A 25,006-nucleotide genomic window follows, 5' to 3' on the forward strand; every position below is an offset into this window, starting at 1 on the left:
CTTCCCGCCTTGCCTTCCACGGCCCGCCGCCGCCCCCACGGCGGCCGGCCGCATTGCCCATGACCGCCGTACCCACGTCCCCCGCCGCCGCGCAGCCCAACGCGCCGTTGCGCTCCTACACGTCCTTCATGCGCTTCTGGTGGGGGCGGCTGGCCGGCACCACCGGGCAGCAGATGCTGATGGTGGCGCTGGGCTGGCAGATGTACGAGATCACCGGCAGCGCCTGGGACCTGGGCCTGGTGGGCCTTTTGCAGTTCATCCCGGCGCTGGTGCTGACGCTGCCGGCCGGCCACGTGGTGGACCGCCATGACCGCCGGCTGCTGCTGGCCGGCTGCATGGCGCTGCAGCTCGTGGTGGGCCTGGCGCTGGCGCTGGGCACGGCCGGGGGCTGGGTGGGCCGCGAGCTCATCCTGGCCCTGTCGCTGCTGCTGGGCGTGGCGCGCGCCTTCCAGATGCCTTCGCAGCAGGCGCTGGCCCCCACGCTGGTGCCGGCCGCGGTGCTGCCGCGGGCGCTGGCCTTCAGCTCCGGCGCCATGCAGGCGGCGGTGGTGGCCGGCCCGGCGTTGGGCGGCTTTCTCTACGCGGCCGGCGCCACGGTGGTTTACGGCGTGTGCGCGGCCCTCTTCGCGCTGGGCTGCGTGCTGGTGATGCGCATCACGCCGGTGGCGCGGCCCGCGCACCGCGAGCCCGCAAGCTGGAACACCATGCTGGCCGGCCTGCGCTTCATCTGGCAGCGCCAGGCCATCCTGGGCGCGCTGTCGCTGGACCTGTTCGCCGTGCTGCTGGGCGGCGCCACGGCGCTGCTGCCCATCTTCGCCCGCGACGTGCTGCACACCGGCCCCTGGGGCCTGGGCCTGCTGCGCGGCGCGCCCGCGATCGGCGCGCTGCTGGTGTCGGTGGTGCTCACGCGCACGCCCATAGAGCGCCGGGTGGGCCGCACCATGCTGCTGTCGGTGGGCGTCTACGGGCTGTGCATGCTGGTGTTCGGCTGGTCCACCAACTTCCTGCTGTCCTTCGCGGCGCTGCTGGTCTCCGGTGGCGCGGACATGATCAGCGTGGTGATCCGCCAGTCCCTCGTGCAACTGGATACGCCCGACGAGATGCGCGGCCGCGTCGCGGCGGTGAACTCCATCTTCATCGGCGCCAGCAACCAGCTCGGCGAGTTCGAGTCCGGCGCCACGGCCGCCGCCTTCGGCCCGGTCGGCTCGGTCGTCCTGGGCGGCATGGGCACGCTGCTGGTGGTGGGACTGTGGTTCCGCCTCTTCCCGACGCTGGCGCGGCGCGAGACGCTGTCCTCGCCCCCGGCCTGACGCCTGCCCGCCGCCTCAGATCGCCCGTCCCTCGAAGCGCACGCACTGCCGCCGCACCACCTCCGGCAGGTATTTCTCGTGCGCCTGCACCGCGCGCAGCCAGGCGGCGTCGGCGCCGTCGTCGCGGCCCAGCATGTCGCGCAGCAGCGCCAGCGCGGGCTCGGCTTGTAAATCCTCGGCGTGCGGTTCGATCTCCTTGAGCGTCTGCGCGATCTGGGCGCGGATGGATTGCCGCTCGGCGCTGCGCGAATCCACCACCTCCCCGTCCAGGCCGAAGCGGCAGGCCTGGAAGCGGTTGTAGGTGTAGGCGAGGTAGTCGTCCTCGCGGGGCTGGAAGGGCTCCTGCAGCACCAGGCGCCGCGCCACGCACTGCAGGTAGGCGGCGATGGCGGCGGCTTTTTCGATGGTCAGCGGCGTGTCCATCACCCGGACCTCGATCGTTCCGTACTCCGGCTTTGGGCGGATGTCCCAATAAAAATCCTTCATGGACTCGACCACGCCGGTGCGGTGCATCTTGGCGAAGTAGGTGCTGAACTCCTCCCAGGTCAGCGCCCACGGGGCGCGGCCGGACAGCGGAAAGGCGAACACCGAGTTCAGCCGCGCGCTCTGGAACCCCGTGTCGCTGCCCTGCACGTAGGGCGAGGAGGCCGACAGCGCGATGGCGTGCGGGATGTAGCGCTGCAGCGCGTGCAGCAGCCACAGCGCCTGGTCGGCGCCGGGGCAGCCGATGTGCACGTGCTGGCCGAACACGGTGAACTGCTTGCTCAGGTAGCCGTAGAGCTCGGAGACCTGGCGGTAGCGCGGCGTGTCGTAGATGCGCCGGCGGCTCCAGTCCTGGAAGGGGTGCGTGCCCCCGCCGCACAGGCGCAGGTTCTGCTGCTGCGCGCAGTCCACCAGCACGTCGCGCACTTCGCGCAGCTCGGCCATCACCTGCCCGTAGCCGCGGCACACCCCGGTGGAGAGCTCGATCATGCTGCTCGTGATCTCGGGCTTCACGTCGGCCGCCATCTTGTGGCGCTGCACCAGGCGCAGCAGGTCGTCGGAGCCGGGGGTGAGGTCGTAGTCGTGGCGGCTGACGATTTGCAGCTCCAGCTCCACGCCGAGCGTGAAGGCTTCGGAGCTGGCGAACGGGGGCAGGCTCATGGCGGGTCTCCGGCAGGCAGTGACGGCCTGGCAACGGCAAGCCGTGCACCAGGCGGGAAGGTTCAGGCGCTCAGCGCGCGGGCTCGTGCGCCTCGGCCTCGTGGGCCAGGCGCAGCCCGTAGAGCAGCACCAGCGGCGCGGGCAGCTCGATCAGCGCCAGCATGCTCAGCAGCAGCGGCATGAGCTGCGAGGCGCTGACCGGGTGCAGCGCGGCGAAGTCCAGCGCCAGCAGCCAGGCCGTGCCGGACATGGGCAGCAGCGACGCGCCCAACGCGCCGGCCTGGCGCCAGCTCAGGCCGCTGGCCGGGGCCAGCAGCGCCACGGCGCCGAGCTTGGCCAGCGCGCGCGCCAGCAGCAGCGCGGCGGCGACGCCCATGGCGTCCGGCAGCGCCGCGGGCGACCAGGCCGAGGCCGCGGCCACGAACAGCACCAGCGCCAGCACCCCGCCCGCGCTGCCGAACTGGCGCCGCCACACCCAGGGCCGCGGATGGCGGTTGCGCAGCCAGATGCCCGCCAGCAGCGGCACCAGCAGCGTGGAGAGCTGCAGCGTCTTGGCCAGCGCCAGCGCCAGCAGCACGCAGCCCAGCAACAGCGCCACGGCGTTGTCCTGGCGCAAGTCCAGCCGCCGCGCGATCAGGCCCAGCGCCGAGCCCAGCAGCGCACCCAGCACGATGGAGCCGGCCAGCCCAAGCAGCACGGGCGCCAGCGCGTCCTGCCAGCCGGGGTCGGAGAGCCGCAGGCCGCCGCTGTAGGCCTTGAGCAGCAGCAGCGCATAGAGCGTGTTGAGGGCGCTGAGCGTGCTCAGCCGCTCGGTCACCTGGCCGGCGGCGTCGCTTTCGGCGATGACGCGCTGCACCACCGCCGGCGACACGCTCACCGCGATGAGCGCCAGCGCCGCGGCCACGGGCTGCGCCACGTCCAGCCACAGCGCGGCGAGGTAGACGGCCAGCGCCGTGAGCAGCGACTCCAGCACGCTGGTGGCCAGCAGCGCCGGGTTGCGCACCAGCCAGCGCAGGTTCAGCCGCGCGCCGGCCTCGAACAGCAGCAGCGCCAGCGCCATGTCCACCACCAGGCGCAGCGCGGTCTCGCTGCCGTCCGCGCCCGCGCCGAAGAGGGCCAGCACGGCACCCACGGCGATGTAGCCCATGAGCCGCGGCCAGTGCAGCAGCCGCCACAGGCCCTCGCCCAACAGCGCCGCCAGGATGAGCACCAGCGTGGCGCCCAGCAGCGTGTCGGGGCGCAAGGCCCAGGGGGCGGTGACGAGGGAATCCATGTCGCTCCAGGCAACCTAAGGGGGCGCCGACTTTGCCGCAGTGCAGCAATCGGCGTGCAACGGGAGGTGACGATAAGACACGCGGCCCGCCCGGCGGGCCGCGCCCGGCGCTGCCCGGTCAGCGGTGCAGCGGGTCCTGCGGGCCCTGGAAGCCGCCCCTGCGCAGCGTGACCACCAGGGTGTCGCGCCAGCCGGCTTCGCCGGTAGGCTGGATGGGGGTGGTTTCGTGGATGACGCGGGTGTCGTCGAGCAGCAGCAGCGTGCCGGGCTCGCTCATGGTGAAGCGCAGGCCCTGCGGGCCGTTGGCGTCGAAGACGCGCGTCTCGCCGCCCTTGATGCCTTCGCGCCCAACCAGCAGCACGGCCACCATGTCCACGCCGTCGCGGTGCGCACCCTCGGGGGTTGGGCGGCCGATGCCGTCGGTGGTGTCTATGCGGAAGACGTGCGCCTCCACGTACCAAGGCTGCGGGCCGCGCAGCGCGTCGGCGCGCTGCGCCAGCAGCAGCAGCAGCGGCTGCCACAGCGGCTGCGCCTCCAGCGCGGGCTCCACGGGCTCGAACCAGCGCTCTATGCCGCCGTGCAGCGCGTTGTATTCGACGGGCTGCCAGTGCGCGCGGTGCGGCACGGGCTGCACCTGGCCGTCGGCCACGATGTAGTTGGCGTGGCGGCGGCGCCGGTAGCGGCCGCCGTCGCGCAGGTAGGCGTCAGGGGGCAGCCGGTCCCAGAAGGGCTGCCAGTCGCCCAGCGCGCCAGCTTGCACGTGCAGCAGCGCCTGCAGCGCCTGCGGGGAAAGCACCGCGTGGCCCTGCGTGCACAGGACGTCGTCGAGCCGGGCGGGATCGGTGAAGGGCGGGGCCAGCATGAAAACCTCTCAACAAAGGAACTACGGGAAAAAGAAGGCGCAAAGCGGTCCTGGGCGCGCGCGCCGCGGCCTCAGCCGCCGTGGCGGCGGGGCGGCAGCGGCGCGCCGCAGTCGCTGCAAAAGCGCGCCTCGGGGTCGTGGCCCTCGCTCAGGCAGCTTGGGCAGGTGCGCGTGCTTGGGCGGCCGTGGATGCGCCGCGCCGTGAACTCGGCGCTGACGATGCCCGTGGGCACGGCCAGCGTGCCCCAGCCCAGCAGCATCATCACCGAGGCGATGAGGCGGCCAAGCTCGGTCTTGGGCGTGATGTCGCCAAAGCCCACGGTGGTCATGGTCGTGATGGCCCAGTACACCGACACGGGAATGTTGGCGAAGCCGTTGGCCGGCCCCTCCACCACGTACATCAGCGTGCCCATGACCACCACCACCATGACCACGAAGGACAGGAACACCAGGATCTTGCGCCGGCTGGCCATGAGCGCCCGCCCAAGCGCGCCGTACTCGGCCACGTAGGCACCGAGCTTGAGGATTCGAAAGAGCCGCAACAGCCGCAGCACGCGCACGTCCATGAGCGCGTGCAGGCCCGGGACGAGGAAGGACAGGTAGGTCGGCAGGATGGCCAGCAGGTCGATGACGCCGAAGAAGCTGCGCGCGTAGCGCAGCGGGCGCTGCACGCAGCTCAGGCGCGCCACGTACTCCAGCGTGAACAGCAGCGTGAAGCCCCACTCCAGCGTGTCGAAAAGCAGGCCGAAGCGCGCGCGCAGCGCGGGCACGCTGTCGAGCATGACCACGACGACGCTGCCCAGGATGAGGGCGATGAGGGCCAGGTCGAAGGCCCGCCCGGCCGGCGTGTCGGCCTCGAAGATGACGGTGTAGAAGCGCAGCCGCCAGCCGCCCAGGGGGCGGCCCAGGCGGCGGGCATCGGGGACGACGGGGGTGAACGGGGCGCTGCTGTGGTCCATGGGTACTTCCAGTGCGCGATTTTGGGCTGTGGCACAGTCCCGCCCCGCTGCCTTTAAGCAAACGAAGAAAAGGTTTTCCCCGATGTCCCGCCGTCCTGCCGGAGAGTGCCCGTGGCGCTGAAGTCCACCATCTACAAGGCCCAGCTGCAGCTGGCCGACATGGACCGCCATGTCTACGCCGACCACGCCCTCACGCTGGCCCGCCACCCGTCCGAGACCGAGGAGCGGCTGATGATGCGCGTGCTGGCCTTCGCGCTGTACGTGGCCGCCGACGACCACCACGGCCAGCTCGAATTCACCAAGGGCCTGTCGGACGTGGACGAGCCCGCGCTCTGGCACAAGGACCTCACCGGGCAACTGCTGCACTGGATCGAGCTGGGCCAGCCCGACGAGCGGCGGCTGCTCAAGGCCGCGGGGCGGTCGGACCGGGTGACGGTCATCAGCTACGCCGCCTCCACGCCCGTGTGGTGGGCGCCGCTGCAGGGCAAGCTCGCGCGGGTGTCCAACATCACGGTGTGGCAGATCCCGGCCGACCAGAGCCAGGCGCTGGCCGCGCTGGCGCAGCGCGGCATGAGCCTGCAGGTGACGGTGCAGGACGGCATCGTCTGGGTGGGCGACGGGCAGCGCTCGGTGCAGATCGAGCCCGTGAAGCTCACGGCCTGAGCATCGACTGGCCGCGGCGGGGGCGGCGCCACAATGGGCGCCCTCCTTTGCTTCCCGCCCGCCGCGACCATGAACCCCAGCGCGCTGCCGCCACCGGCCCAAGACATCCTGCAGTTCTGGTTCGGCGCGCCGCCGCTCAAGGCGCAGCAGCGCTGGTTCGCCAAGGACGCCGCCTTCGACGCGCAAATCCGCAAGCGCTTCGGCGCCTACATCGAGGCCGCGCTGCGCGGCGAGCTCGACGGCTGGCAGTCCGACGCCCAGGCCGCGCTGGCGCGGCTGCTGCTGCTGGACCAGTTCACGCGCAACGTCTTTCGCGACACGCCGCGCGCCTTTGCCGGCGACGCGCTGGCCCTGGCCGGCGCGCGCGCCCTGGTGGACGCGGGCCAGGACCAGGTGCTGGCGCCGCTGCAGCGCGTCTTCGTCTATCTGCCCTTCGAGCACGCCGAGGATCTGGCGGCGCAGGCGCAGGGGCTGCGCCTCTTCGAAGCGCTGGCGCGCTGCGACACCACGGCGGCGGACTTCGAGTTCTGGGCGCGCAAGCACCACGTGATCATCGAGCGCTTCGGCCGCTTCCCGCACCGCAACGCGGTGCTTGGGCGCGAGTCCACGGTCGAGGAGATCGAGTTCCTGCAGCAGCCCTATTCGCGCTTCTGAGCCGGCCCGTGCCGGGTGTGCAAAGCGTCACGGCGCGCGGGCCGGTGCCGGCCGGGGGGCGACCCAAGGGCGATATGGTTGCGCCGCACGGCCGCTGCGCCCGGGAGGGCGGACGCCGGCAGCGCCTACCCATTGCCTATCCACGCCCATGCAAACGACCTTCGCAGACACCATCCTCAACATCTCCGTCACCGGCGCGCTGGTGCGGCTGGAGCTGGGCACCGTGGCGCCCACCGCCACCCAGGACGGCAAGCAGGAGCTCACCACCACGGCCACGCAGCAGGTGGTGATGCCGCTGGAAGGCTTCGTGCGCGCCTTCGGCATGCAGGAAACCGTGATCAAGAAGCTCATTGCCGACGGCGTGCTCAAGGCGCAGCCCGCGCCGGCCCAAGCAGCCAACTGAGCGCGCGCCATGCCGCGCCCGGCCGGCGGGCCGGTGGCGCGGCGCACATTGCATGCTCGCTTGTCAGGGACGGCCAGCCGGGTCAAGGGGCTGGGTGCGCACGGGGGTGATAATCCGCCGGTTTGTGCACGTGCGCGGTGCGCATGGAGTCCCGAGCCTTGACCGTCAAGCGTAGTTGCCTTCCCCTGCCCGCCGCGGCCACGACGGCGCGGCGGATGTCCCCGGCCCCGCGGCCCCTGCCGCGGGCGGCCCTCTCATGAACGCCGGCGTGCGCAGCGTGCAGCGCACGCGGCTGCTGCGCTGGATGGCCGTGGCCCTGCTCTTTCTCATGGGCGTGGGCCTGGTGCAGTGGAGCCAGGTGCGGCGCCTGGAAGCGCTCTCCGACGTCAAGGACGACTACCTGCTGCTGGGCCTACAGCAGTTGCGCAGCGACTACCTGGAGCTGCGCAGCCAGTGGCGCGCGCCCGGCGGGCCGGTGCGCGAGGCCGACTCGCTGCAGCAGCGCTACGAGGCCTTCGGGCAGCGCGTGGCGCTGCTGGACGACGAGCACGCGCAGCGCCTGGTGGCGCGCAACCCCGAGCTGGAGCACGCCGCGCGCATGGTGCGCGACTTCGTGGCGCGCGCCGATCTCTACTTGGGCGCCAACCCCAAGGCGCGGCTGAGCGAGGAATCGCACCGCGCGCTGCAGCAGGAGCTGGAGGCGCTGGACGAGCCCACCCGCATGCTGGCGCGCGACAGCACCCGCGAGGTGGCCGCGCAGACCGCGCAGCGCCAGGAGGGCGTGGCCGAGCACGCACGCATGGACATGCTGCTGACGCTGCTGCTGGCGCTGTGCACGCTGGCCTGCGCGCTGGCGCTGCTGCGCCAGCGCCACAAGCTCGACCAGCGCAGCGCCGGCGTGGAGCTGCTGGCGCAGCGGCTGCGCGAGGCGCGCCAGGAGTCCGAGTCGGCCAGCCAGGCCAAGAGCGCCTTCCTGGCCAACATGAGCCACGAGATACGCACGCCCTTCCAGGGCCTGCTGGGCATGCTGGCGCTGCTGCGCGACACGCCGCTGGAGCCGCGCCAGCAGGAGTACCTGCGCACGGCCAACGAGGCGGCGGACCACCTGCTGTCCATACTCAACGACATCCTGGACATGTCCAAGCTGGAGGCCGGCTCGCTGGCCCTGCTGAGCGAGCCCGTGGTGCTGCGCCCCATGGTGGCGGAGGTCGAGCAGGTGATGCGCCCGCGCGCCATGGCCAAGGGCCTGGCGCTGCGCGTGCACGTGGCGCCGGAGCTGCCCGCGGCGCTGGAGCTGGACGGCACGCGGCTCAAGCAGGTGCTCAACAAGCTGATGAACAACGCCATCCAGTTCACCGACAGCGGCTCGGTGACGCTCAACGTGCGCCTGGGCAACGCCAGCGGCACGCTGGAGTGCGCGGTGACGGACACGGGCATCGGCATGGACGAGTACACGCTCAGCCGGCTGTTCCAGCGCTTCGTGCAGGCCGGCGGCCCGCGCCGGCATGGCGGCACGGGGCTGGGCTTGGAGATTTCCCGCCACCTGGCGCGGCTCATGGGCGGCGACCTGCTGGTGCAAAGCAGCCCCGGCGCGGGCAGCACCTTCACGCTGGTGCTGCCGCTGGTGGAGGCGCAGGCGCCGCCGCTGCCGGAGGCCGACGAGCGGCTGCCGGTGGCGGGCCTGCGCGTGCTGGTGGCCGAGGACCACGAGATCAACCGCCGCTACCTGGCCGCGCTGCTGGACCGCCTGGGCCACCGCGCGCGCATCGTGCGCAACGGCGTGGACGCGGTGCAGGCGGTGGCCGAGCAGCGCTTTGACCTGGTGCTGATGGACCTGCACATGCCCGTGCTCGATGGCGCGGGCGCCGCGCAGGCCATACGTGCCCTGCCCGCACCGGCGGGTCAGGTTCCCATAGTGGCGCTCACTGCAGACGCCTTGCCCGAAACCCGCCAGCGTTGCCTGAACGCCGGCATGAACGACGTACTGACCAAGCCCGTGACGCTGCAACAACTCGCCCAAGTCATGCGCCGCCAGGCGCGTGAGCGCAATGGCGCCGGCGCGACGGCCGAAGGCGCTGCCGCCCAAGCCGTCCCGGACGGCGCTGCCCCCCAAACGCCGGACACCCTGCTGGTGGACGAAGCCACCGCCTGCGGCGTGGCGCAGGTGCTCTCCAACGCGCACTACAGCTCGCTGGTGCAGCGCTACCTGGACGACCTGGCGGTGCAGTTGCCGCAGCTCGCCGCCACGGTGCGCTCGCTGCAGCAGGCGCAGGACGCCGACGAGGCCGCCGCCGCCGGCCAAGACGTGGACCTGGCCGCCGCCGACGCCATACGCGCGCAGGCGCCGACGCTGCGCACGGGGCTGCGCGAGGCCGCGCATGCCGCCAAGGGCGCCGCGCTCAACCTGGGCCTGCCGGGGCTGGCGCAGGCGGCCGTGGAGGTGGAGAAGAACGCCTCCACCGCCGAGCCCGCGACGCTGCAGGACGCGCTGCAGCGCTGGAGCGCCCTGCTGCCGGCCACGCGCCAGGCGCTGCTGGACTGCGGGCTGATGGAGGCGGCGCCGGACGTGACGGCGTGAGGGCGGCGCCCCGTCCGTGACGCGCGGGGCCGGCCTTTGTCTCAATGGAGCAACGCAGCCCGTCCTACACCACCACCGGCTCCGGCTCCAGCCGTATGCCGAAGCGGCCGTAGACGCTTTCCTGGATGGCGCGCGCCAGGGTGAGCACTTCCGCGCCGCTGGCGCCGCCGCGGTTGACCAGCACCAGCGCCTGCTTCTCGTACACGCCGGCGCGGCCGATGCTCTTGCCCTTCCAGCCGCAGGCGTCTATGAGCCAGCCCGCGGCCAGCTTCACGCGGCCGTCGGCCAGCGGGTAGTGAACGATGTGCGGGTCGCGGCCGATGATGTCGCGGCACTGCTCGGCGCTGACCACCGGGTTCTTGAAGAAGCTGCCGGCGTTGCCCAGCGCGGCCGGGTCCGGCAGCTTGGCGCGGCGTATGGCGCACACCCACTCGAAGATCTGCTGCGGCATCGGCTCGCGCACGCCGGTCTCGGCCATCTTCCGCTCCAGGTCCACGTAGCCCAGCACCGGCTGCCAGGGGCGGGGCAACCTGAAGCGCACGCGGGTGATGAGGCTCTTGCCGGCCAGGCCGCCGAAGTCGGTGTGCTTGAAGACGCTGTCGCGGTAGCCGAAGTGGCAGGCGCGCCCCCCCAGCGTGACGCTGCGGCCGGTGACGAGGTCCACCGCGTCCAGCGACTCGAAGCGGTCCTTGAGCTCCAGCCCATAGGCGCCGATGTTCTGCACCGGCGAGGCGCCCACGGTGCCGGGAATGAGCGCCATGTTCTCCAGGCCCGGCAGGCCGTGCGCCAGCGTCCACTCCACCAGCGCGTGCCAGCTCTCGCCGGCGCCGGCTTCGACGATCCAGGCGTCCTCGCGCTCTTCGACCAGGCGTATGCCCGCCACCTCGACCTTGAGCACCAGCGCGGCCACGTCGCGCGTGAGCACCAGGTTGCTGCCGCCGCCCAGCACCAGCTTTGGGGCGCGGCCGAGCTCGGGGTGGTCCAGCACGCGGCGCACGTCGGCGTCGCTGCGGATGCGCACCAGCTGGCGCGCCTGAGCCGGCAGGCCGAAGCTGTTGTACGGCCGCAGGTTCAGACCGCATTCAATGGACAGGGATTGCTGCATGGCAGAATTTTCGCCGATCCCCTCTTTTTCCCAGCCCAATGCCCAGTTTCGACACCGTCCTGCAACCCGAGATCGTCGAGGTGCGCAATGCCCTTGACCAAGCCAACAAGGAAATCGGCACCCGCTTCGATTTCAAGGGCTCCGACGCCCGCGTGGAGTTTTCCGACAAGGGCAAGGACAAGGAGCTCACGCTCTTTGCCGACAGCGACTTCCAGCTCGGCCAGGTCAAGGACGTGCTGCTGGCCAAGCTGACCAAGCGCGCCGTGGACGTGCGCTTCCTGGACGACAGCGCCAAGCCCGAGAAGATCGGCGGCGACAAGCTCAAGCAGCTCGTCAAGCTCAAGGCCGGCATCGAGGCCGAAACGGCCAAGAAGATCCAGTCGCTCATCAAGCAAAGCAAGCTCAAGGTGCAGGCCTCCATCCAGGGCGACACCGTGCGCGTCACCGGCGCCAAGCGCGACGACCTGCAGGCCGCCATGGCGCTGCTGCGCAAGGACATCGACCTGCCGCTGAAGTTCGACAACTTCCGCGACTGACCGCCCTCCGGTCCCCTTCCCGCGCACGCCCCGGACGTCCTGCACGCCCGGGGCGTTTTTGCTTCGCCAAGGCATGGCGTTCGTGAAATGCGAACGCGCCACCGCACCGTCCCACGCTTCACAGTCCCGGCTTTGTGCCGATCAACGCGGTGACGGGGTGCGCACTCCGTGCATGTGCCGGCAGCGGCCGCGTGCCGCGCCATTCAGCGCTCCGTTGACTTTTGACAAGTCCGCCATCGTTTGGCCGGCGTTTGGGCCGGTTTGCGGTATCAAAATGCAACGGCTCGCGAAACCCGGAATTGCCTTGACCTTGCGATGACACTTGCTTCCTCCCCCGTCGCCATTGCGCCTGAAGGCGAATTCGATTTCGGCAGCGCCGACTTTCAGCGCGTGCGGCAGCTGATCTACCAGCGCGCCGGCATCAGCCTGCACGAGGGCAAGCAGGCCATGGTGTACAGCCGGCTCTCGCGCCGCCTGCGCGAGACGGGCCACCGCAGCTTCTCGTCCTACCTGCAGACGCTGGAGAACGCGCGCGGGCCCGGCGGCGAGTCCGAGTGGCAGGAGTTCATCAACTGCCTGACCACCAACCTCACGGCCTTTTTCCGCGAGGAGCACCACTTCCACGCCCTGGCCGAGGAGTTCCAGCGGCGCGAGCGCAACATCCAGCGCATCTGGTGCTGCGCCGCCTCCACGGGCGAGGAGCCCTACTCGCTGGCGATGACGACGGTGGAGCATGCGCCGGACGCGCAGCGCGTGCGCATTCTCTGCAGCGACATCGACACCAAGGTGCTGGCCACGGCGCAGCGCGGCGTGTACGACGCCAGCGCCCGCGGCCTGAGCCCCGAGCGGCTCAAGCGCCACTTCCTGCGCGGCACCGGCGCCAACTCCGGGCGCATGAAGGTCAAGCCGGAGCTGTCGCGGCTGGTGAGCTTTTTCCCTTTCAACCTCATGACCCCGACATGGGATCTGGGCGAGCCGTTCGACGTGGTCTTCTGCCGCAACGTGATGATTTACTTCGACGCCCCGACCCAGATGCAGGTGCTGCAGCGGCTGCACCGCGCCATGAGGCCCGGCTCGCTGCTGTTCGTCGGCCATTCCGAGAACTTCGGCGACGCGCGCGCGCTCTTCCGGCTGCGCGGCAAGACCATCTACGAGCGGGTTTGATGCAAGCAGTACGCACTCTCAAGACCATATCCGGCAGCCTGCAGAACACGGCGCGGCTGGAGGAGCTGCGCGCGCAGCGGCGCAAGCCGGGCGAGGCCTCCTTCTTCTTCTACGACGCGCACTTCCGCCGCGAGGCGGTGAAGGTGCTGCCGGGCGAGTACTTCGTGCATGACCAGAACATCCTGATCATGACCACGCTGGGCTCGTGCATCGCGGCCTGCCTGTGGGACCGCGACCGCCGCGTGGGCGGCATGAACCACTTCATGCTGCCGGACGCGGGCGACGGCGGGCGCTACGGGCTGTACGCGATGGAGCTGCTCATCAACGAGCTGATGAAGTGCGGTGCCTCGCGCGGCTCGATGGAGGCCAAGGTCTTCGGCGGCGGCGCGGTGCTGGGCAACATGACCACGCTCAACGTCGGCGAGCGCAACACGCGCTTCGTCCTGGACTATCTCAAGACCGAGCGCATTCCCGTGATCAGCCAGGACGTGCTGGACGTGTACCCGCGCAAGGTCTGCTTCGAGCCCGACAGCGGGCGCGCCATGGTCAAGCGCCTGGCGAGCAACGCGGTGGGCGAGCAGGTGCTGGCGCAGGAGCGCGCCGCGGCGGCCAAGGCGGTGCCCAGCGACGCCGGCTCCATAGAACTCTTCTGACAGGGACGAAACAACATGGCAGCAATTCGCGTGGTGGTGGTGGACGACTCGGCGCTGGTGCGCTCGCTGCTCAAGGCCGTCATCGACCGCCAACCCGACATGCAGTGCGTGGGCGCCGCGGCGGACCCCTTCGCTGCACGCGAGCTCATACGCGAGGTGTCGCCGGACGTGGTGACGCTGGACATCGAGATGCCGCGCATGGACGGGCTGGAGTTCCTGTCGCGGCTGATGAAGCTGCGGCCCACGCCGGTGGTGATGGTGTCCACGCTGACCGAGCGTGGCGCCGAGGCGACGATGCGCGCGCTGGAGCTGGGCGCGGTGGACTTCGTGAGCAAGCCGCGCTTGGGCGTGGCCGAGGGCCTGAGCCAGCTCTCCGACGAGATCTGCGACAAGATCCGCGCCGCCGCGCGCTCGCGCATCCACCGCCGGCTGCAGCCCGCGGTGCAGGCGGCGCCCGGTGCCGCCGCGGCGCCCGCTCCGAGCGCGGCGCCGTCGCGCCCGCTGGGCCGGCTGTCCACGGAAAAGCTCATTTTCATCGGCGCCTCCACCGGCGGCACCGAGGCCACGCGCGAGGTGCTGGTGAGCCTGCCGCCGGACTCGCCGGCGGTGCTGATCACGCAGCACATGCCGCCGGGCTTCACCAAGAGCTACGCGGCGCGGCTGAACACGCTGTGCCGGCTGACGGTGCGCGAAGCCACCGACGGCGAACGCCTGCTGCCCGGCCACGCCTACCTGGCGCCGGGCGGGCTGCACCTGAGCGTGGAGCGCAGCGGCGCCAACTACGTGGCGCGCGTGCGCGACGGCGAGCCGGTGAACCGCCACAAGCCCTCGGTGGAGGTGCTGTTCGAATCCGCCGCGCGCGTGGCCGGGCCCAACGCCTTCGGCGTGATGCTCACCGGCATGGGCGCCGACGGCGCGCGCGCCATGAAGCTCATGCGCGACGCGGGCGCCTACAACATCTGCCAGGACGAGGCGACCTGCGTCGTCTTCGGCATGCCGCGCGAGGCCATTGCCGCCGGCGCGGCCAACGAGGTGCTGCCGCTGCCGCGCATCGGCACGCGGCTGATGGAGCAGCTCGCCGCCACCTCCAGCGGGCCGACGCACCGGGTTTAAAAGGCGAGCCGCGGGGAAGCGGCAGCGCCGGGCCGGGAGGCCACTCCCGTGCGTCCAGGCGCCTGTCCCGCGTCCAACGGCAGGCGTTAGACGGTCTAACACCGTGTTCAAGGGGCCCGTGCCGCGCCGGCGGCGTTCGCACCGGCGGGCAGGCCCAAGCGGCCCAGCCAGCCGGCTCAAGCCGCCGGCAAGAACAGCCCCTGCAGATCGCTCAGGAAGTCGAAGCCGCGCGCCGTGGGGCGCACCACGTCGCCTTCGCGCTCCAGCAGGCCGCGGCGCTCGCCCTCGGACAGCGCCCGCTGCAGGGACTGCAGCGGCTGCCCGGTGCGCTCGCTGTAGCGCGTCAGCTCGAAGCCCTCTTTCAGCCGAAGCGCGTTGAGCACGTACTCGAAGGGCAGCTCCTTGGGCGTGACGGTGTGCTCGTTGGAGACGGCCTGCCCCTCGCGCGCCTTGGCCATGTAGCTGGCCGGCTCGCGCCAGCGCTGCTGGCGCAGGATGCGGTCGGGAAAGCTGATCTTCCCGTGCGCCCCTGCGCCAATGCCCAGGTAGTCGCCGAACTCCCAGTAGTTCAGGTTGTGCACGCAGCGGTGGCCGGGGCGCGCGAAGGCCGAGACCTCGTAGCGCTGCAGCCCGGCCTCGGCCGTGCGCTCGGCCAGCAGGTCCAGCATGTCGGCGGCCAGGTCGTCGTCGGGCAAGCCTTCAGGCGGCCTGGTCGCGAAGCGCGTGTTGGGCTCCATCGTGAGGTGGTAGATGGAGAGGTGCGGCGGGGCAAACGACAGCGCCGTGTCCAGATCCGTGCGCAGCATGTCCAGGCTCTGGCCGGGCAGCGCGTACATCAGGTCGATGTTGAAGGTGTCGAAGGCGGCAGCCGCCTCCGCCACCGCCGCGCGCGCCTGCGCGGCGTCGTGCACCCGGCCCACGGCCTGGAGCATGGCATCGCTGAAACTCTGCACGCCCACGGACAGCCGCGTCACGCCGGCGGCGCGGTAACCGCGGAAGCGGTCCTTCTCGAAGGTGCCGGGGTTGGCCTCCAGCGTGACTTCGCAGCCGGGCTCCAGCGGCAGCCGGGCGCGGATGTCGGCCAGCAGCCGGTCTATGGACGCGGGCTCGAACAGGCTGGGCGTGCCGCCGCCAATGAAGATGCTGAAGACGCGCCGGCCCCAGATCAGCGGCAGCGAGGCCTCCAGGTCGGCCATCAGCGCGTCGAGGTAGGCGGACTGCGTGTCCTGCGACAGGCCTTCGCCCGCGCGCACCTCGTGCGAGTTGAAGTCGCAGTAGGGGCACTTGCGCAGGCACCAGGGCAGGTGCACGTACAGCGACAGCGGCGGCAGCGCCTGCAGCGCGATGGCGCCGGGGCGCAGCAGCCGCACGGGCACGGCCACAGGCGCCGGAGCGCCGGGGCCGCCGGGAGAAGGGGACTGCTGGTCAGCCAAGGTGCCAGGCCTCCCGCATGAGCGCGGCCATCTGGCGCGCGGCCAGGGCGCGGTGGCTGTGCGCGTTCTTCACGTCGGCGCCGAGCTGGGCCACGGCCTGGCCCAGCCCGGGGATGAAGAGCAGCGGGTCGTAGCCGAAGCCGCCCTCGCCCGCGGGCTGCTCCAGGATGCGGCCTTCCCAGCGGCCGAAGGCGATCAGCGGCTCCGGGTCCTGCGCGTGGCGCAGCGCCACCAGCGTGCAGACGAAGCGGGCGCGGCGGTTGGCTTCATCTTGCAGCCTGGCCAGCAGCAGCGCGTTGTTGGCGGCGTCCTGTTGGGCGCGCTGCTCCTCGCGCGGCAGGCCGGCGGGGAATTGCAGCGGCGCGAAGTGCGCGGAGATCACGCCGGGCGCGCCGCCCAGGGCGTCCACGCACAGGCCGGAGTCGTCGGCGATGGCCGGGCCGCCGGCGGCCAGCGCGGCGTGGCGCGCCTTGGCCAGCGCGTTCTCCACGAAGCTCACATGCGGCTCCTCGGCCTCGGCAATGCCCAGCGAGCCCTGCGTGACCAGTGCCACCGGCAGCCCGGTGAAGAGCGTGCCCAGCTCGGCGAGCTTCTTGGCGTTGTTGGAGGCGAGGACGAGCTTCATGCCGCGCCTTCCGTGATGTCCGCCAGCGCGCGGCGCTGCAGCGCCACCAGCTCGGCGATGCCCTTGGCGCCCAGGGCCAGCAGCGCGTCGAGCTGCTCGCGGCTGAAGGGCGCGCCCTCGGCCGTGCCCTGCACTTCCACGATGCCGCCGCTGGCGGTCATGACGATGTTCATGTCGGTGTCGCAGGCGGCGTCCTCGACGTACTCCAGGTCCAGCAGCGGCGTGCCTTCGACCAGGCCCACGGAGATGGCGGCCACGGCGTCGCGCAGCGGCGAGCGGGTGATGAGGCCCTTGCCCAGCAGCCAGCCCACGGCGTCGGCGGCGGCCACATAGGCGCCGGTGATGGCGGCGGTGCGGGTGCCGCCGTCGGCCTGCAACACGTCGCAGTCGATGAGGATGCTGCGCTCGCCCAGGGCGCCCAGGTCGAACACCGCGCGCAGCGAGCGGCCGATGAGGCGCTGGATCTCCTGCGTGCGGCCGCTTTGCTTGCCCTTGGCCGCCTCGCGGGCGCCGCGGGTGTGGGTGGCGCGCGGCAGCATGCCGTACTCGGCCGTCACCCAGCCCTCGCCGCTGCCCTTCTTGTGCGGCGGCACGCGCTCCTCGACGGAGGCGGTGCACAGCACCTGCGTGTCGCCAAAGGCGACGAGCACGCTGCCCTCGGCGTGGCGGGTGTAGCGGCGGGTGATGCGCACGGGGCGCAGGGCGTCGGCGGCACGGCCTTGCGTGCGTTCAAAAGCGGTCATGGGGGTCCGGAAAAAGGTTGGGTTACTTGGTGCGGCGCTGCGTGGAGCGCCGTATGGCTTCGTTGATTTCGCGGATGGAGCGCTCGATGTCCTCGTCGTCGAAGCCGTCGTCCGCGCTTGGGCTGAAGTCCGGCGGCTGGAAGGTGGAGGCGAAGGGCACGGGAGCGGCGGTTTCGGCCACGGCCAGGTGCAGCGGGTCCTCCTCGGCATCCCACTGCAGTGCCAGCGCGGTGACGTTGTCGGCGCGGGCACCGGCCACGGCCAGGGCACGCTCGACCAGGGCGGGCACGGCCTCGGACAGCGGCTGCGAGGGCTGCAGCGCCTGGGCGATGTCGGCGTCTTCCACGCAGCCCCACAGGCCGTCGGAGCACAGCAGCACGCGGTCGCCGCGCTGCAGCCGCTGCGGGCCGCCGCCGTCGACCACGGGCTTGCCGGGGCTGCCCAGGCAGGTGAAGAGCACGTTGCGGTTGCGCCGCGGCTCGCGCGCGGGCTCCAGGGTGCGCGCGAGCTCGGCGTAGGAGCGGTCGCGGGTGCGCGAGAGCAGCCGGCCCTCGCGCAGCAGGTACAGCCGGGAGTCGCCGCTGTGCGCCCAGTACGCATGCCGGCCCTGCAGCACGCAGGCCACCATGGTGGTGCGCGGGGTGTCGGCCAGCGCGCGCTCGCCGGCGTAGCGCAGCAGTTGCCGGTGGGCCGCGAGCAGCGACTCCTGCAGGAAGCGCTGCGGGTCGGCCAGGCAGGGCTGGGCCTCGCGCTGGAACAGGCCGGCCAGGGTTTGCAGCGAGAGCTGCGCGGCGACCTCGCCCTCGGGGTGGCCGCCCATGCCGTCGGCCAGGGCGAAGAGGCCGGCCTCGCGCGTGTAGCAGTAGCCCATGCGGTCCTCGTTGCGCGCGCGGCCGCCCTGGCGGCTGAGCTGGTAGACGCTGAACTTCATGGGCGCTGGGCGGGCAAGGCGGCGGGCGCGGCGCCCCTTACACCTTGCTCCCGGTCTTGAGGTTCTCGATCTGCAGCTTCAGCCGCTCGCTGAAGGAGAGCTTGGTGTAGCGGCGCTCGGTCTCGCGGCCGAGCTCCTTTTGCAGCGCGAAAACGCTTTGCGGGCGCGACAGCGGGTCCAGCGACATGCACCATTCCGTGACCTCGATGAGGTTGTCGGAGTAGATGTTGCGCAGCCGCGAAAGGCTCAGGGCGAGGCGGTCCTTCTCGATGCGCTGCGGCGCGTCGTTGGGCGGGTAGCCCTGCATGCAGGCGTAGATGCAGGCGCCTATGGCGTAGATGTCGGTCCAGGGGCCCAGGGTGCCGTCGCGGCGGTACATCTCCGGCGCGGCGAAGCCGGGGGTGTACATGGGGCGGATGAAGTCGCCCTCCTTGGCCAGCACCTCGCGCGCGGCGCCGAAGTCCAGCAGCACGGCGCGGTTGTCGTCGGTGATGAAGATGTTGGCCGGCTTGATGTCCAGGTGCAGCATCTTGTGCTGGTGGACGATGCGCAGTCCGCGCAGCACCTCGTCGAAGAGGCTGCGGATGGTGGATTCGCGAAAGACCTTGTCGCGCTTCAGGTCGCGCGCGGTGACGATGAAGTCCTGCAGCGTGTCGCCCTGCAGGTAGTTCATCACCATGTACACGGTCTCGTTTTCCCGGAAGAAATTGAGTACCGAGACCACGCTGGGGTGGCTGATCTGGGCGAGCGAGCGCCCTTCCTCGAAGAAACTCTTGAGGCCGAGTCGATAGAGGGCCTGCTTGTCCGCACGCACGCGCGGGGCGAGCTCTCCGGGGGCGCGCTCGGCCAGGGAAGATGGCAAATATTCTTTCAGCGCAACAAGATGGCGCTGGGCATCCTCGGCGAGGTACACCACCCCGAAGCCCCCGGCAGCCAGCCTCTTGACGATCTGGTAGCCGCCCACCACGGTGCCGGCTGGCAGCGGTGCCGGCTTGGGCTTTGACATAATCGAATTTTGCAATGCGATAAACGCCATGCCAGTTTACAGCATGACCGGTTACGCCAGCGCCAGCGCCGGCGGGGCCACGAATCCGGAATCGGGCGCCGTCAGCGGCAGCGTCAGCGTGGAGCTGCGCTCGGTCAACGGCCGTTTCCTGGACTTGAGCCTGCGCCTGCCCGACGAACTGCGCTCGCTGGAGCCGGCCCTGCGCGAGCTGGTCAGCGGCACGTTCAAGCGCGGCAAGATCGAGTTGCGTGTCTCCACCGGGCGCGACGGTGAAGGCGCCTGGCCGCAGCCCACGCCGCAGCAGCTGCACCTGCTGTCGCGGCTGGAGAGCACCGTGCAGGGCTGGATGTCCAAGGCGCCGCCGCTGTCGGTGCACGAGGTGCTGCAGTGGTGCCGCAGCGGCGGGACGAGCGAGCAGCCCGACGAGATCGCCATGGAGGCGGCCCGCGCCGCCGTGGAGGGCCTGCGCGAGGCGCGCGAGCGCGAGGGCGGGCGCCTCGTGGCCATCCTGATGGAGCGCGTGCAGCGGCTGCGCGAGCTGGCCGCGCAGGCCGAGCCGCTGGTGCCGCAGGTGGTGCAGCGCCAGCAGCAGCGCTTCCTGGAGCGCTGGCGCGAGGCGCTGGCCTCGGCCGGCGCGGGCACGACCGTGAGCGCCGAGGCGCAGGCCGAGCGCGCGCTCACCGAGGCGGCGGCCTACGCCATCCGCATCGACGTGGCCGAGGAGCTGTCGCGGCTGAAGGCGCACCTCGACGAGATCGAGCGGCTGCTCGCCAAGGGCGGCGAGCTGGGCAAGCGGCTGGACTTCCTCATCCAGGAGCTGCACCGCGAGGCCAACACGCTGGGCTCGAAGTCCGCGGCGCTGGAGCTCACGGCGGTGTCGGTGGAGATGAAGGTCGCCGTCGAGCAGATGCGCGAGCAGGTGCAGAACATCGAGTGAAACGCGCCTGAGCCGGCGGGCTCGGCAGTACAGGAAGCCTCAAGAACATGGAAACCCCGGGCAATCTTTTCGTCGTCGCAGCGCCCAGCGGTGCTGGTAAATCCAGCCTCGTCAAGGCGCTGCTGGAACTGGACTCGCACCTGGCCGTCTCGGTCTCGCACACCACGCGCGCGCCGCGCGGGCAGGAGCAGGACGGGCGCGAGTACCACTTCATCAGCAACGCCCAGTTCGACGCCATGATCGAGCACGGCGACTTCTTCGAATGGGCCGAGGTGCACGGCAACCGCTACGGCACCTCGCGCAACGCCATCGAGACGCGGCTGCAGGCCGGCGAGGACGTGGTGCTGGAGATCGACTACCAGGGCGCGCTGCAGATCAAGCAGCTCTTTGTGCACGCGGTGCTGATCTTCATCCTGCCGCCGAGCTGGGAGGAACTGCGCCAGCGGCTGCAGCGCCGCGGCGAGGACCAGCCGGACGTGATCGCGCAGCGCATGGTCAACGCCCGGCACGAGGTCGCCCAGGCCCGGCACTTCGACTACGTTATAATCAACGCCCTCTTCGAGACGGCGCTTTTCGACCTGAAGACCGTCGTCCACTCCCAGCGCCTGAAGTACGCGTCACAGCAGCGCAGCAAGTCGCAGGTGTTCGCCGCGCTGGACCTCATCTGAACAGCCCACGAGCCTTATTCCGAAGGTTCTGAAGGAGAAGCCCGCATGGCCCGCATCACCGTCGAAGACTGCCTCCACAGGATCCCCAACCGCTTCCAGCTCGTTCTGGCCGCCACCTACCGTGCGCGCATGCTCAGCCAGGGCCACGCGCCCCGCATCGAGAGCAAGAACAAGCCGGGCGTGACGGCGCTGCGCGAAATCGCCGCCGGCGAAGTCGGCCTGGAAATGCTGCGCAAGGTGCCGGTCTGACGACCGGCCCCGGGGCTTCACCACCCATGGCCTGACACGGGCGCCTGCTATAGGCGCCCGTTTTCATTGGGCGCACGTTTTCATTTGGGCCTGCCGCGAATGCGGGGGGCGCCGACAAGCTAAATTCGCCTCATGGGCATCCGTTCCTTCGCCGCCGATCTCTTGCCGTCCGCGCTGCACCTGGGCACGCGCGCTCCGTCGATCCCGTCTCAGGCCACCGCGCGGCCGGCGGAGGTGGCGTCGTTCGCCGCCCTCACCGACAAGCTGGGCTACCTCGCCAAGGCCGACGTCAAGAAGGTGCGCGAGGCCTACAAGTTCGCCGACGAGGCCCACTTGGGCCAGTACCGCGCCAGCGGCGAGCCCTACATCACCCACCCCATCGCCGTCGCGGGCCTGTGCGCCGACTGGAAGCTCGACGCCCAAGCCATCATGGCCGCGCTCATGCACGACGCCATGGAGGACTGCGGCATCACCAAGCCGGAGCTCATCGAGCGCTTCGGCGCCGCCACGGCCGACCTGGTGGACGGGCTGACCAAGCTCGACAAGCTGCAGTTCAACACGCGCGAGGAGTCGCAGGCCGAGTCCTTCCGCAAGATGCTGCTGGCCATGGCGCGCGACGTGCGCGTCATCCTCATCAAGCTCGCCGACCGGCTGCACAACATGCGCACCATGGGGGCCATGGCCGCGCACAAGCGCGGGCGCATCGCGCGCGAGACGCTGGACATCTACGCCCCCATCGCCCACCGCCTGGGCCTGAACCAGACCTACCGCGAGCTGCAGGAGCTCAGCTTCCAGTACCTGCACCCCTGGCGCCACGCCGCGCTGTCCAAGGCCGTGCAGCGCGCGCGCGGCTACCGGCGCGACCTCGTGGAGCGCATACGCGGCGACGTCGAAAAGGCCTTCGCCGCGGCCAAGCTCAAGGTGCTGATCACCGGGCGCGAGAAGACCGTCTATTCCATCTACGTGAAGATGCGCGAGAAGCACACCGGCTTCGCGCAGGTCAACGACATCTTCGGCTTCCGCGTCGTGGTGCCCGAGCTTTACGACTGCTACCACGCGCTGGGCGTGCTGCACCAGCTCTACAAGCCGGTGCCCGGGCGCTTCAAGGACTACATCGCCATCCCCAAGGCCAACGGCTACCAGTCGCTGCACACCACGCTGGTCAATCCGCTGGGCACGGCGGTGGAGTTTCAGATCCGCACCGAGCCCATGCACGCCGTGGCCGAGGCCGGCATCGCCGCGCACTGGATGTACAAGGTCAAGGACGACAACGGCCTTGGCGAGGCGCAGCGCCTGGGAGCCCTGTGGCTGCAGTCGCTGGTGGACATCCAGGACGAGACGCGCGACGCCAGCGAGTTCCTGGAGCATGTCAAGATCGACCTGTTCCCCGACGCCGTCTACGTCTTCACGCCCAAGAGCAAGATCCTGGCGCTGCCGCGCGGCGCCACCCCGGTGGACTTCGCCTACACCATCCACACCAACGTCGGCGACCACACGGTGGCCGCCACCGTCAACGGCGAGCCCGTGGCGCTGCGCACCGAGCTCAAGAGCGGCGACGTGGTGGAGATCGTCACCGCGCCGGGCGCGCGCCCCAATCCGGCCTGGCTGAACTTCGTGCGCACCGGCCGCGCGCGCTCCAAGATCCGCCACTACCTCAAGAACATGGAGCTGGAGGAGTCGCGTGCCCTGGGCGAGAAGCTGCTGGCGCAGGCGCTGCGCGCCGAAGGCCTGCAGCTGCCGCAGATCGAGGACGCCGACATACAGACCGCCGCGCTGTGGCAGGCGCTCACGCGCTGGAGCGGCAACCGCGGCCCGGCCGAGCTGCTCACCGACATCGGCTTGGGCAAGAAGATCGCCACCATCGTGGCCAAGCGGCTGGCGCAGCTCATGGCCGAGCAAGGCCAGCGCCCCGACGCCGTGACGCTGACCATGGGCCGCTTTGCCGCCCGCGAGGAGGCCGGCGGCCAACACGGCACCGTGACCATCGACGGCAACGAGGGCACCTCGGTGCAGCTCGCGCGCTGCTGCCGCCCCATCCCGGGCGACTCCATCGTCGGCTACCTGGGCCGCGGCGAAGGGCTGACCGTGCACACCGCCGAATGCGCCGTGGCGCGGCGGCTGCACGAGCGCGACGCCGAGCACTGGCTGCCGGTGGAGTGGGCCGAGGACATCTCGCGGCCCTTCGAGGCCGCGGTGCTCGTGCTGGTGCGCAACGGCAAGGGCGTGCTGGCCCGCGTGGCCGCCGCGGTGAGCGCGGCCGAGGCCGACATCACCCACATCGACATGGGCGAGGAACACGGCGGTGACAGCGCCGAAATGCGGCTGCTGCTGAGCGTGCGCGACCGGCTGCACCTGGCCGACGTGCTGCGCACGCTCAAGCGCGCGCCCTCGGTGCTGCGCGCCTACCGCGTCAAGCCCTGAGCGACGCGGCCGGTGGCCGGCGGGCCGCCGGCTGCGCCCTCAACAGAGGCGCCCTGCCCCGCGGCGCTCCTCGCTCACCAACGCTGCACCGTGCCGCCCTGCGCGGCCCCCGTGCCTCAGGACGCCGCGGCCTCGCCCGGCCTCGGGTAGCGCACCTCCAGCACCTCCAGCACCTGCAGCCCGCCGGGGGACACGAACTGCACCTCGTCGCCCTCGTGGGCCTTGAGCAGCGCGCGGGCGATGGGGGCGATCCAGCTCACTTCGCCCTTGAGGTTGTCCACCTCGTCTATGCCCTTGATGGTGATGGTGTGCTCGGCGCCCTGCGCGTCGGCGTAGGTGACGGTGGCGCCGAAGAACACCTGGTCGCTGCCGTGGTGCGCGGACGGGTCGGCCACCTCGGCCACGTCCAGCCGCTTGGTCAGGAAGCGGATGCGGCGGTCGATCTCGCGCAGCCGCTTCTTGCCGTAGAGGTAGTCGCCGTTCTCGGAGCGGTCGCCGTTCTTGGCGGCCCAGGAGACGACTTCCACCGTCTTGGGCCGCTCCTCGTCTATGAGCTGCAGCAACTCGGCGCGCAGCCGCGCGTAGCCCTGCGGCGTCATGTAGTTGCGCCCGCCTGCGGGCAGCGGCGGCAGCGCCAGGTCGTCGTCCTCGTCGGCGCTGCTGTCGCTCTCTTTCGTGAATGCCTTGCTCATGGCGCGATTTTGCGTCCCTTGCCCGGCACTCCCGAGCGCGCGCGGCGGCTGCCGGCACGCGCTCGGCGGGGCCGGGACTTCAGTGCTTGACGTTGGCCTTGTTGAAGCCGGGGTTGGGGGCGAGGTGGTGCAGGCCTTCGGGGCTGGTGTCGGAGCCGGTGCCGCATGGCGCCTGCCATTCCCGCAACTCCTGCTCCAGCACCTGCTGGCCGTCGCGCGAGGCCAGCTCTATGAGCGCGAACACGTTGTCGTCGTTGACCAGCTCGCGTCCAAGGCCCTTTTTCAATTGCCGGTAGATGCCGTCGATGTCCGACCCGGCTTTGCCGTCCTGTTGAACCTGTTTCATCGCCATTACTCCTGCAGTTGAGCGTTCAACGCAGGTCAGCAAGGGCGATGCCCGAGTGGCGACCTTTATCGTCCCGCGCCATCCGCCATCGGGAGGGCATGGCAAAAGAAGCGGCCATGAAAAAAGCGGACAACCCGTGAAGGTTGTCCGCTTTCTTACGTTTTGGTGCGGCTGGCAGGATTCGAACCCACGACCCCTTGGTTCGTAGCCAAGTACTCTATCCAACTGAGCTACAGCCGCTTCAAGCCCGCCAGTATAACCTGCTTTTTAGTATTTACAACACTTAAAGCCGATCTTTTTAGTCAACTTGCTAAGCTTACCGGAGAGCTTTTGCAAGCGACGACACCCGGCGGGGCATCTGGAAAACGCCGGTCATCACTGACTGACGTTGAATCACGTTTTTACGTGCGTCCCGCTGCTCGACTTGTTTGCCGGCCCTTTTGAGGGCTTGGGCAGCTCGTTCAAGCAACGGGCTTCTTGTTGTTGGTGCGGCTGGCAGGATTCGAACCCACGACCCCTTGGTTCGTAGCCAAGTACTC

At 70.6% G+C, this 25,006-nt stretch carries 26 protein-coding genes and 1 tRNA gene; 13 read left to right on the forward strand and 14 right to left on the reverse strand.

The features are described 5' to 3' along the window. Positions 1 to 59: 59 nt before the first annotated feature. On the forward strand, positions 60 to 1,310 hold the full coding sequence (locus ALA01S_RS16390; protein WP_084267642.1) for an MFS transporter: 1,251 nt from the start codon (positions 60 to 62) through the stop codon (positions 1,308 to 1,310). Positions 1,311 to 1,325: 15 nt separating this feature from the next. On the opposite strand, the gene ALA01S_RS16395 is transcribed toward ALA01S_RS16390, so the two are convergent. From ALA01S_RS16395 to ALA01S_RS16410, 4 genes are all read right to left on the reverse strand, one after another. Next, positions 1,326 to 2,453 carry a YbdK family carboxylate-amine ligase gene (locus tag ALA01S_RS16395; protein WP_066338205.1) on the reverse strand — a complete coding sequence of 376 codons (1,128 nt, stop codon included), beginning with the start codon at positions 2,451 to 2,453 and terminating at the stop codon, positions 1,326 to 1,328. A 70-nt stretch (positions 2,454 to 2,523) separates the two neighbouring features. Further along, complete coding sequence (locus ALA01S_RS16400; RefSeq protein WP_066338207.1) at positions 2,524 to 3,726, reverse strand: cation:proton antiporter domain-containing protein; 1,203 nt, start codon at positions 3,724 to 3,726, stop codon at positions 2,524 to 2,526. A 118-nt stretch (positions 3,727 to 3,844) separates the two neighbouring features. Continuing rightward, the gene (locus ALA01S_RS16405) at positions 3,845 to 4,588 is read right to left on the reverse strand and encodes a 2OG-Fe dioxygenase family protein (protein WP_066338209.1); all 744 of its coding nucleotides are present in this window, start codon (positions 4,586 to 4,588) and stop codon (positions 3,845 to 3,847) included. A 71-nt stretch (positions 4,589 to 4,659) separates the two neighbouring features. Further along, positions 4,660 to 5,547 carry an ion transporter gene (locus ALA01S_RS16410; RefSeq protein ID WP_066338211.1) on the reverse strand — a complete coding sequence of 296 codons (888 nt, stop codon included), beginning with the start codon at positions 5,545 to 5,547 and terminating at the stop codon, positions 4,660 to 4,662. A gap of 111 nt (positions 5,548 to 5,658) precedes the next feature. Here ALA01S_RS16410 and ALA01S_RS16415 point away from each other — a divergent pair, with 111 nt between their 5' ends. The 4 genes from ALA01S_RS16415 to ALA01S_RS16430 all read left to right on the forward strand — a co-directional run bounded on the left by ALA01S_RS16415 (position 5,659) and on the right by ALA01S_RS16430 (position 9,845). After that, positions 5,659 to 6,210 carry a YaeQ family protein gene (locus tag ALA01S_RS16415; RefSeq protein ID WP_066338213.1) on the forward strand — a complete coding sequence of 184 codons (552 nt, stop codon included), beginning with the start codon at positions 5,659 to 5,661 and terminating at the stop codon, positions 6,208 to 6,210. A gap of 69 nt (positions 6,211 to 6,279) precedes the next feature. Then, on the forward strand, positions 6,280 to 6,864 hold the full coding sequence (locus ALA01S_RS16420) for a DUF924 family protein (RefSeq protein ID WP_066338288.1): 585 nt from the start codon (positions 6,280 to 6,282) through the stop codon (positions 6,862 to 6,864). 148 nt (positions 6,865 to 7,012) lie between these two features. Further along, a complete protein-coding gene (locus ALA01S_RS16425; RefSeq protein ID WP_066338215.1) occupies positions 7,013 to 7,267 on the forward strand; it encodes a hypothetical protein in 255 nt (84 codons plus the stop codon). 256 nt (positions 7,268 to 7,523) lie between these two features. After that, positions 7,524 to 9,845 (forward strand): ATP-binding protein, encoded by a 2,322-nt coding sequence (locus tag ALA01S_RS16430; RefSeq protein WP_066338217.1) that lies wholly within the window; start codon positions 7,524 to 7,526, stop codon positions 9,843 to 9,845. A 64-nt stretch (positions 9,846 to 9,909) separates the two neighbouring features. Here ALA01S_RS16430 and murB read toward each other — a convergent pair whose 3' ends face one another. Then, positions 9,910 to 10,938, reverse strand: coding sequence for a UDP-N-acetylmuramate dehydrogenase (murB, locus tag ALA01S_RS16435; RefSeq protein ID WP_066338292.1), 1,029 nt, complete (start codon positions 10,936 to 10,938; stop codon positions 9,910 to 9,912). 50 nt (positions 10,939 to 10,988) lie between these two features. Here murB and ALA01S_RS16440 point away from each other — a divergent pair, with 50 nt between their 5' ends. From ALA01S_RS16440 to ALA01S_RS16455, 4 genes are all read left to right on the forward strand, one after another. Continuing rightward, a complete protein-coding gene (locus ALA01S_RS16440) occupies positions 10,989 to 11,486 on the forward strand; it encodes a YajQ family cyclic di-GMP-binding protein (RefSeq protein WP_066338220.1) in 498 nt (165 codons plus the stop codon). 315 nt (positions 11,487 to 11,801) lie between these two features. After that, complete coding sequence (locus ALA01S_RS16445; protein ID WP_066338221.1) at positions 11,802 to 12,650, forward strand: CheR family methyltransferase; 849 nt, start codon at positions 11,802 to 11,804, stop codon at positions 12,648 to 12,650. Then, entirely contained in the window at positions 12,650 to 13,303 is a 654-nt protein-coding gene (gene cheD / locus ALA01S_RS16450; RefSeq protein ID WP_066338222.1) for a chemoreceptor glutamine deamidase CheD, read from the forward strand. The genes ALA01S_RS16445 and cheD overlap by 1 nt, the downstream gene beginning before the upstream one ends. A gap of 15 nt (positions 13,304 to 13,318) precedes the next feature. Next, a complete protein-coding gene (locus tag ALA01S_RS16455; RefSeq protein WP_084267638.1) occupies positions 13,319 to 14,416 on the forward strand; it encodes a protein-glutamate methylesterase/protein-glutamine glutaminase in 1,098 nt (365 codons plus the stop codon). A gap of 176 nt (positions 14,417 to 14,592) precedes the next feature. On the opposite strand, the gene hemW is transcribed toward ALA01S_RS16455, so the two are convergent. The 5 genes from hemW to ALA01S_RS16480 are packed head-to-tail and all read right to left on the reverse strand — an operon-like array spanning position 14,593 to position 19,154. Next, positions 14,593 to 15,798, reverse strand: a complete 1,206-nt coding sequence (hemW, locus tag ALA01S_RS16460; protein WP_066338225.1) for a radical SAM family heme chaperone HemW — start codon at positions 15,796 to 15,798, stop codon at positions 14,593 to 14,595. Positions 15,799 to 15,841: 43 nt separating this feature from the next. After that, positions 15,842 to 16,474, reverse strand: a complete 633-nt coding sequence (locus ALA01S_RS16465) for a non-canonical purine NTP pyrophosphatase (RefSeq protein ID WP_066338232.1) — start codon at positions 16,472 to 16,474, stop codon at positions 15,842 to 15,844. Then, positions 16,471 to 17,217, reverse strand: coding sequence for a ribonuclease PH (rph, locus tag ALA01S_RS16470; protein ID WP_066338235.1), 747 nt, complete (start codon positions 17,215 to 17,217; stop codon positions 16,471 to 16,473). The genes ALA01S_RS16465 and rph overlap by 4 nt, the downstream gene beginning before the upstream one ends. Positions 17,218 to 17,239: 22 nt before the next feature. Next, positions 17,240 to 18,148, reverse strand: a complete 909-nt coding sequence (locus tag ALA01S_RS16475; RefSeq protein ID WP_066338237.1) for a PP2C family protein-serine/threonine phosphatase — start codon at positions 18,146 to 18,148, stop codon at positions 17,240 to 17,242. A 37-nt stretch (positions 18,149 to 18,185) separates the two neighbouring features. Further along, a complete protein-coding gene (locus tag ALA01S_RS16480) occupies positions 18,186 to 19,154 on the reverse strand; it encodes a serine/threonine protein kinase (RefSeq protein ID WP_066338240.1) in 969 nt (322 codons plus the stop codon). 28 nt (positions 19,155 to 19,182) lie between these two features. Between ALA01S_RS16480 and ALA01S_RS16485 the strand changes: the two genes are divergently transcribed. The 4 genes from ALA01S_RS16485 (at position 19,183) to ALA01S_RS16500 (ending at position 23,429) form a co-directional block, all read left to right on the forward strand. Continuing rightward, positions 19,183 to 20,091 (forward strand): YicC/YloC family endoribonuclease, encoded by a 909-nt coding sequence (locus ALA01S_RS16485; protein WP_084267640.1) that lies wholly within the window; start codon positions 19,183 to 19,185, stop codon positions 20,089 to 20,091. A 47-nt stretch (positions 20,092 to 20,138) separates the two neighbouring features. After that, on the forward strand, positions 20,139 to 20,759 hold the full coding sequence (gene gmk / locus ALA01S_RS16490) for a guanylate kinase (RefSeq protein WP_066338245.1): 621 nt from the start codon (positions 20,139 to 20,141) through the stop codon (positions 20,757 to 20,759). 45 nt (positions 20,760 to 20,804) lie between these two features. Further along, a complete protein-coding gene (rpoZ, locus tag ALA01S_RS16495; protein WP_066338251.1) occupies positions 20,805 to 21,008 on the forward strand; it encodes a DNA-directed RNA polymerase subunit omega in 204 nt (67 codons plus the stop codon). Positions 21,009 to 21,140: 132 nt separating this feature from the next. Then, on the forward strand, positions 21,141 to 23,429 hold the full coding sequence (locus ALA01S_RS16500) for a RelA/SpoT family protein (RefSeq protein WP_066338260.1): 2,289 nt from the start codon (positions 21,141 to 21,143) through the stop codon (positions 23,427 to 23,429). Positions 23,430 to 23,545: 116 nt separating this feature from the next. On the opposite strand, the gene greB is transcribed toward ALA01S_RS16500, so the two are convergent. From greB to ALA01S_RS34425, 4 genes are all read right to left on the reverse strand, one after another. Then, positions 23,546 to 24,121 (reverse strand): transcription elongation factor GreB, encoded by a 576-nt coding sequence (gene greB, locus ALA01S_RS16505; RefSeq protein WP_066338262.1) that lies wholly within the window; start codon positions 24,119 to 24,121, stop codon positions 23,546 to 23,548. Between the two features lie 79 nt (positions 24,122 to 24,200). Further along, positions 24,201 to 24,467, reverse strand: a complete 267-nt coding sequence (locus ALA01S_RS16510; RefSeq protein ID WP_066338263.1) for a hypothetical protein — start codon at positions 24,465 to 24,467, stop codon at positions 24,201 to 24,203. A 163-nt stretch (positions 24,468 to 24,630) separates the two neighbouring features. Next, positions 24,631 to 24,707: transfer RNA gene (locus ALA01S_RS16515), tRNA-Arg, on the reverse strand. Between the two features lie 76 nt (positions 24,708 to 24,783). After that, the coding region (locus ALA01S_RS34425; RefSeq protein WP_218011482.1) for a hypothetical protein at positions 24,784 to 25,006 on the reverse strand (223 nt) is incomplete at its 5' end.

This window comes from Azohydromonas lata NBRC 102462, assembly GCF_001571085.1.
Taxonomy (GTDB): Bacteria; Pseudomonadota; Gammaproteobacteria; order Burkholderiales; family Burkholderiaceae_C; genus Azohydromonas; species Azohydromonas lata.

What these genes read in the sequence shown, in the direction of transcription:
- ALA01S_RS16395 (WP_066338205.1), bottom strand. Translation starts at nt 2,453, where the DNA reads ATGAGCCTGCCCCCGTTCGCCAGCTCCGAAGCCTTCACGCTCGGCGTG.
- cheD (WP_066338222.1), top strand. Translation starts at nt 12,650, where the DNA reads ATGCAAGCAGTACGCACTCTCAAGACCATATCCGGCAGCCTGCAGAAC.
- rph (WP_066338235.1), bottom strand. Translation starts at nt 17,217, where the DNA reads ATGACCGCTTTTGAACGCACGCAAGGCCGTGCCGCCGACGCCCTGCGC.
- ALA01S_RS16420 (WP_066338288.1), top strand. Translation starts at nt 6,280, where the DNA reads ATGAACCCCAGCGCGCTGCCGCCACCGGCCCAAGACATCCTGCAGTTC.
- ALA01S_RS16410 (WP_066338211.1), bottom strand. Translation starts at nt 5,547, where the DNA reads ATGGACCACAGCAGCGCCCCGTTCACCCCCGTCGTCCCCGATGCCCGC.
- ALA01S_RS16465 (WP_066338232.1), bottom strand. Translation starts at nt 16,474, where the DNA reads ATGAAGCTCGTCCTCGCCTCCAACAACGCCAAGAAGCTCGCCGAGCTG.
- ALA01S_RS16405 (WP_066338209.1), bottom strand. Translation starts at nt 4,588, where the DNA reads ATGCTGGCCCCGCCCTTCACCGATCCCGCCCGGCTCGACGACGTCCTG.
- ALA01S_RS16440 (WP_066338220.1), top strand. Translation starts at nt 10,989, where the DNA reads ATGCCCAGTTTCGACACCGTCCTGCAACCCGAGATCGTCGAGGTGCGC.
- rpoZ (WP_066338251.1), top strand. Translation starts at nt 20,805, where the DNA reads ATGGCCCGCATCACCGTCGAAGACTGCCTCCACAGGATCCCCAACCGC.
- ALA01S_RS16445 (WP_066338221.1), top strand. Translation starts at nt 11,802, where the DNA reads ATGACACTTGCTTCCTCCCCCGTCGCCATTGCGCCTGAAGGCGAATTC.
- ALA01S_RS16475 (WP_066338237.1), bottom strand. Translation starts at nt 18,148, where the DNA reads ATGAAGTTCAGCGTCTACCAGCTCAGCCGCCAGGGCGGCCGCGCGCGC.
- ALA01S_RS16390 (WP_084267642.1), top strand. Translation starts at nt 60, where the DNA reads ATGACCGCCGTACCCACGTCCCCCGCCGCCGCGCAGCCCAACGCGCCG.
- ALA01S_RS16510 (WP_066338263.1), bottom strand. Translation starts at nt 24,467, where the DNA reads ATGAAACAGGTTCAACAGGACGGCAAAGCCGGGTCGGACATCGACGGC.
- ALA01S_RS16430 (WP_066338217.1), top strand. Translation starts at nt 7,524, where the DNA reads ATGAACGCCGGCGTGCGCAGCGTGCAGCGCACGCGGCTGCTGCGCTGG.
- ALA01S_RS16400 (WP_066338207.1), bottom strand. Translation starts at nt 3,726, where the DNA reads ATGGATTCCCTCGTCACCGCCCCCTGGGCCTTGCGCCCCGACACGCTG.
- greB (WP_066338262.1), bottom strand. Translation starts at nt 24,121, where the DNA reads ATGAGCAAGGCATTCACGAAAGAGAGCGACAGCAGCGCCGACGAGGAC.
- ALA01S_RS16480 (WP_066338240.1), bottom strand. Translation starts at nt 19,154, where the DNA reads ATGTCAAAGCCCAAGCCGGCACCGCTGCCAGCCGGCACCGTGGTGGGC.
- ALA01S_RS16485 (WP_084267640.1), top strand. Translation starts at nt 19,183, where the DNA reads ATGCCAGTTTACAGCATGACCGGTTACGCCAGCGCCAGCGCCGGCGGG.
- ALA01S_RS16425 (WP_066338215.1), top strand. Translation starts at nt 7,013, where the DNA reads ATGCAAACGACCTTCGCAGACACCATCCTCAACATCTCCGTCACCGGC.
- ALA01S_RS16455 (WP_084267638.1), top strand. Translation starts at nt 13,319, where the DNA reads ATGGCAGCAATTCGCGTGGTGGTGGTGGACGACTCGGCGCTGGTGCGC.
- gmk (WP_066338245.1), top strand. Translation starts at nt 20,139, where the DNA reads ATGGAAACCCCGGGCAATCTTTTCGTCGTCGCAGCGCCCAGCGGTGCT.
- ALA01S_RS16500 (WP_066338260.1), top strand. Translation starts at nt 21,141, where the DNA reads ATGGGCATCCGTTCCTTCGCCGCCGATCTCTTGCCGTCCGCGCTGCAC.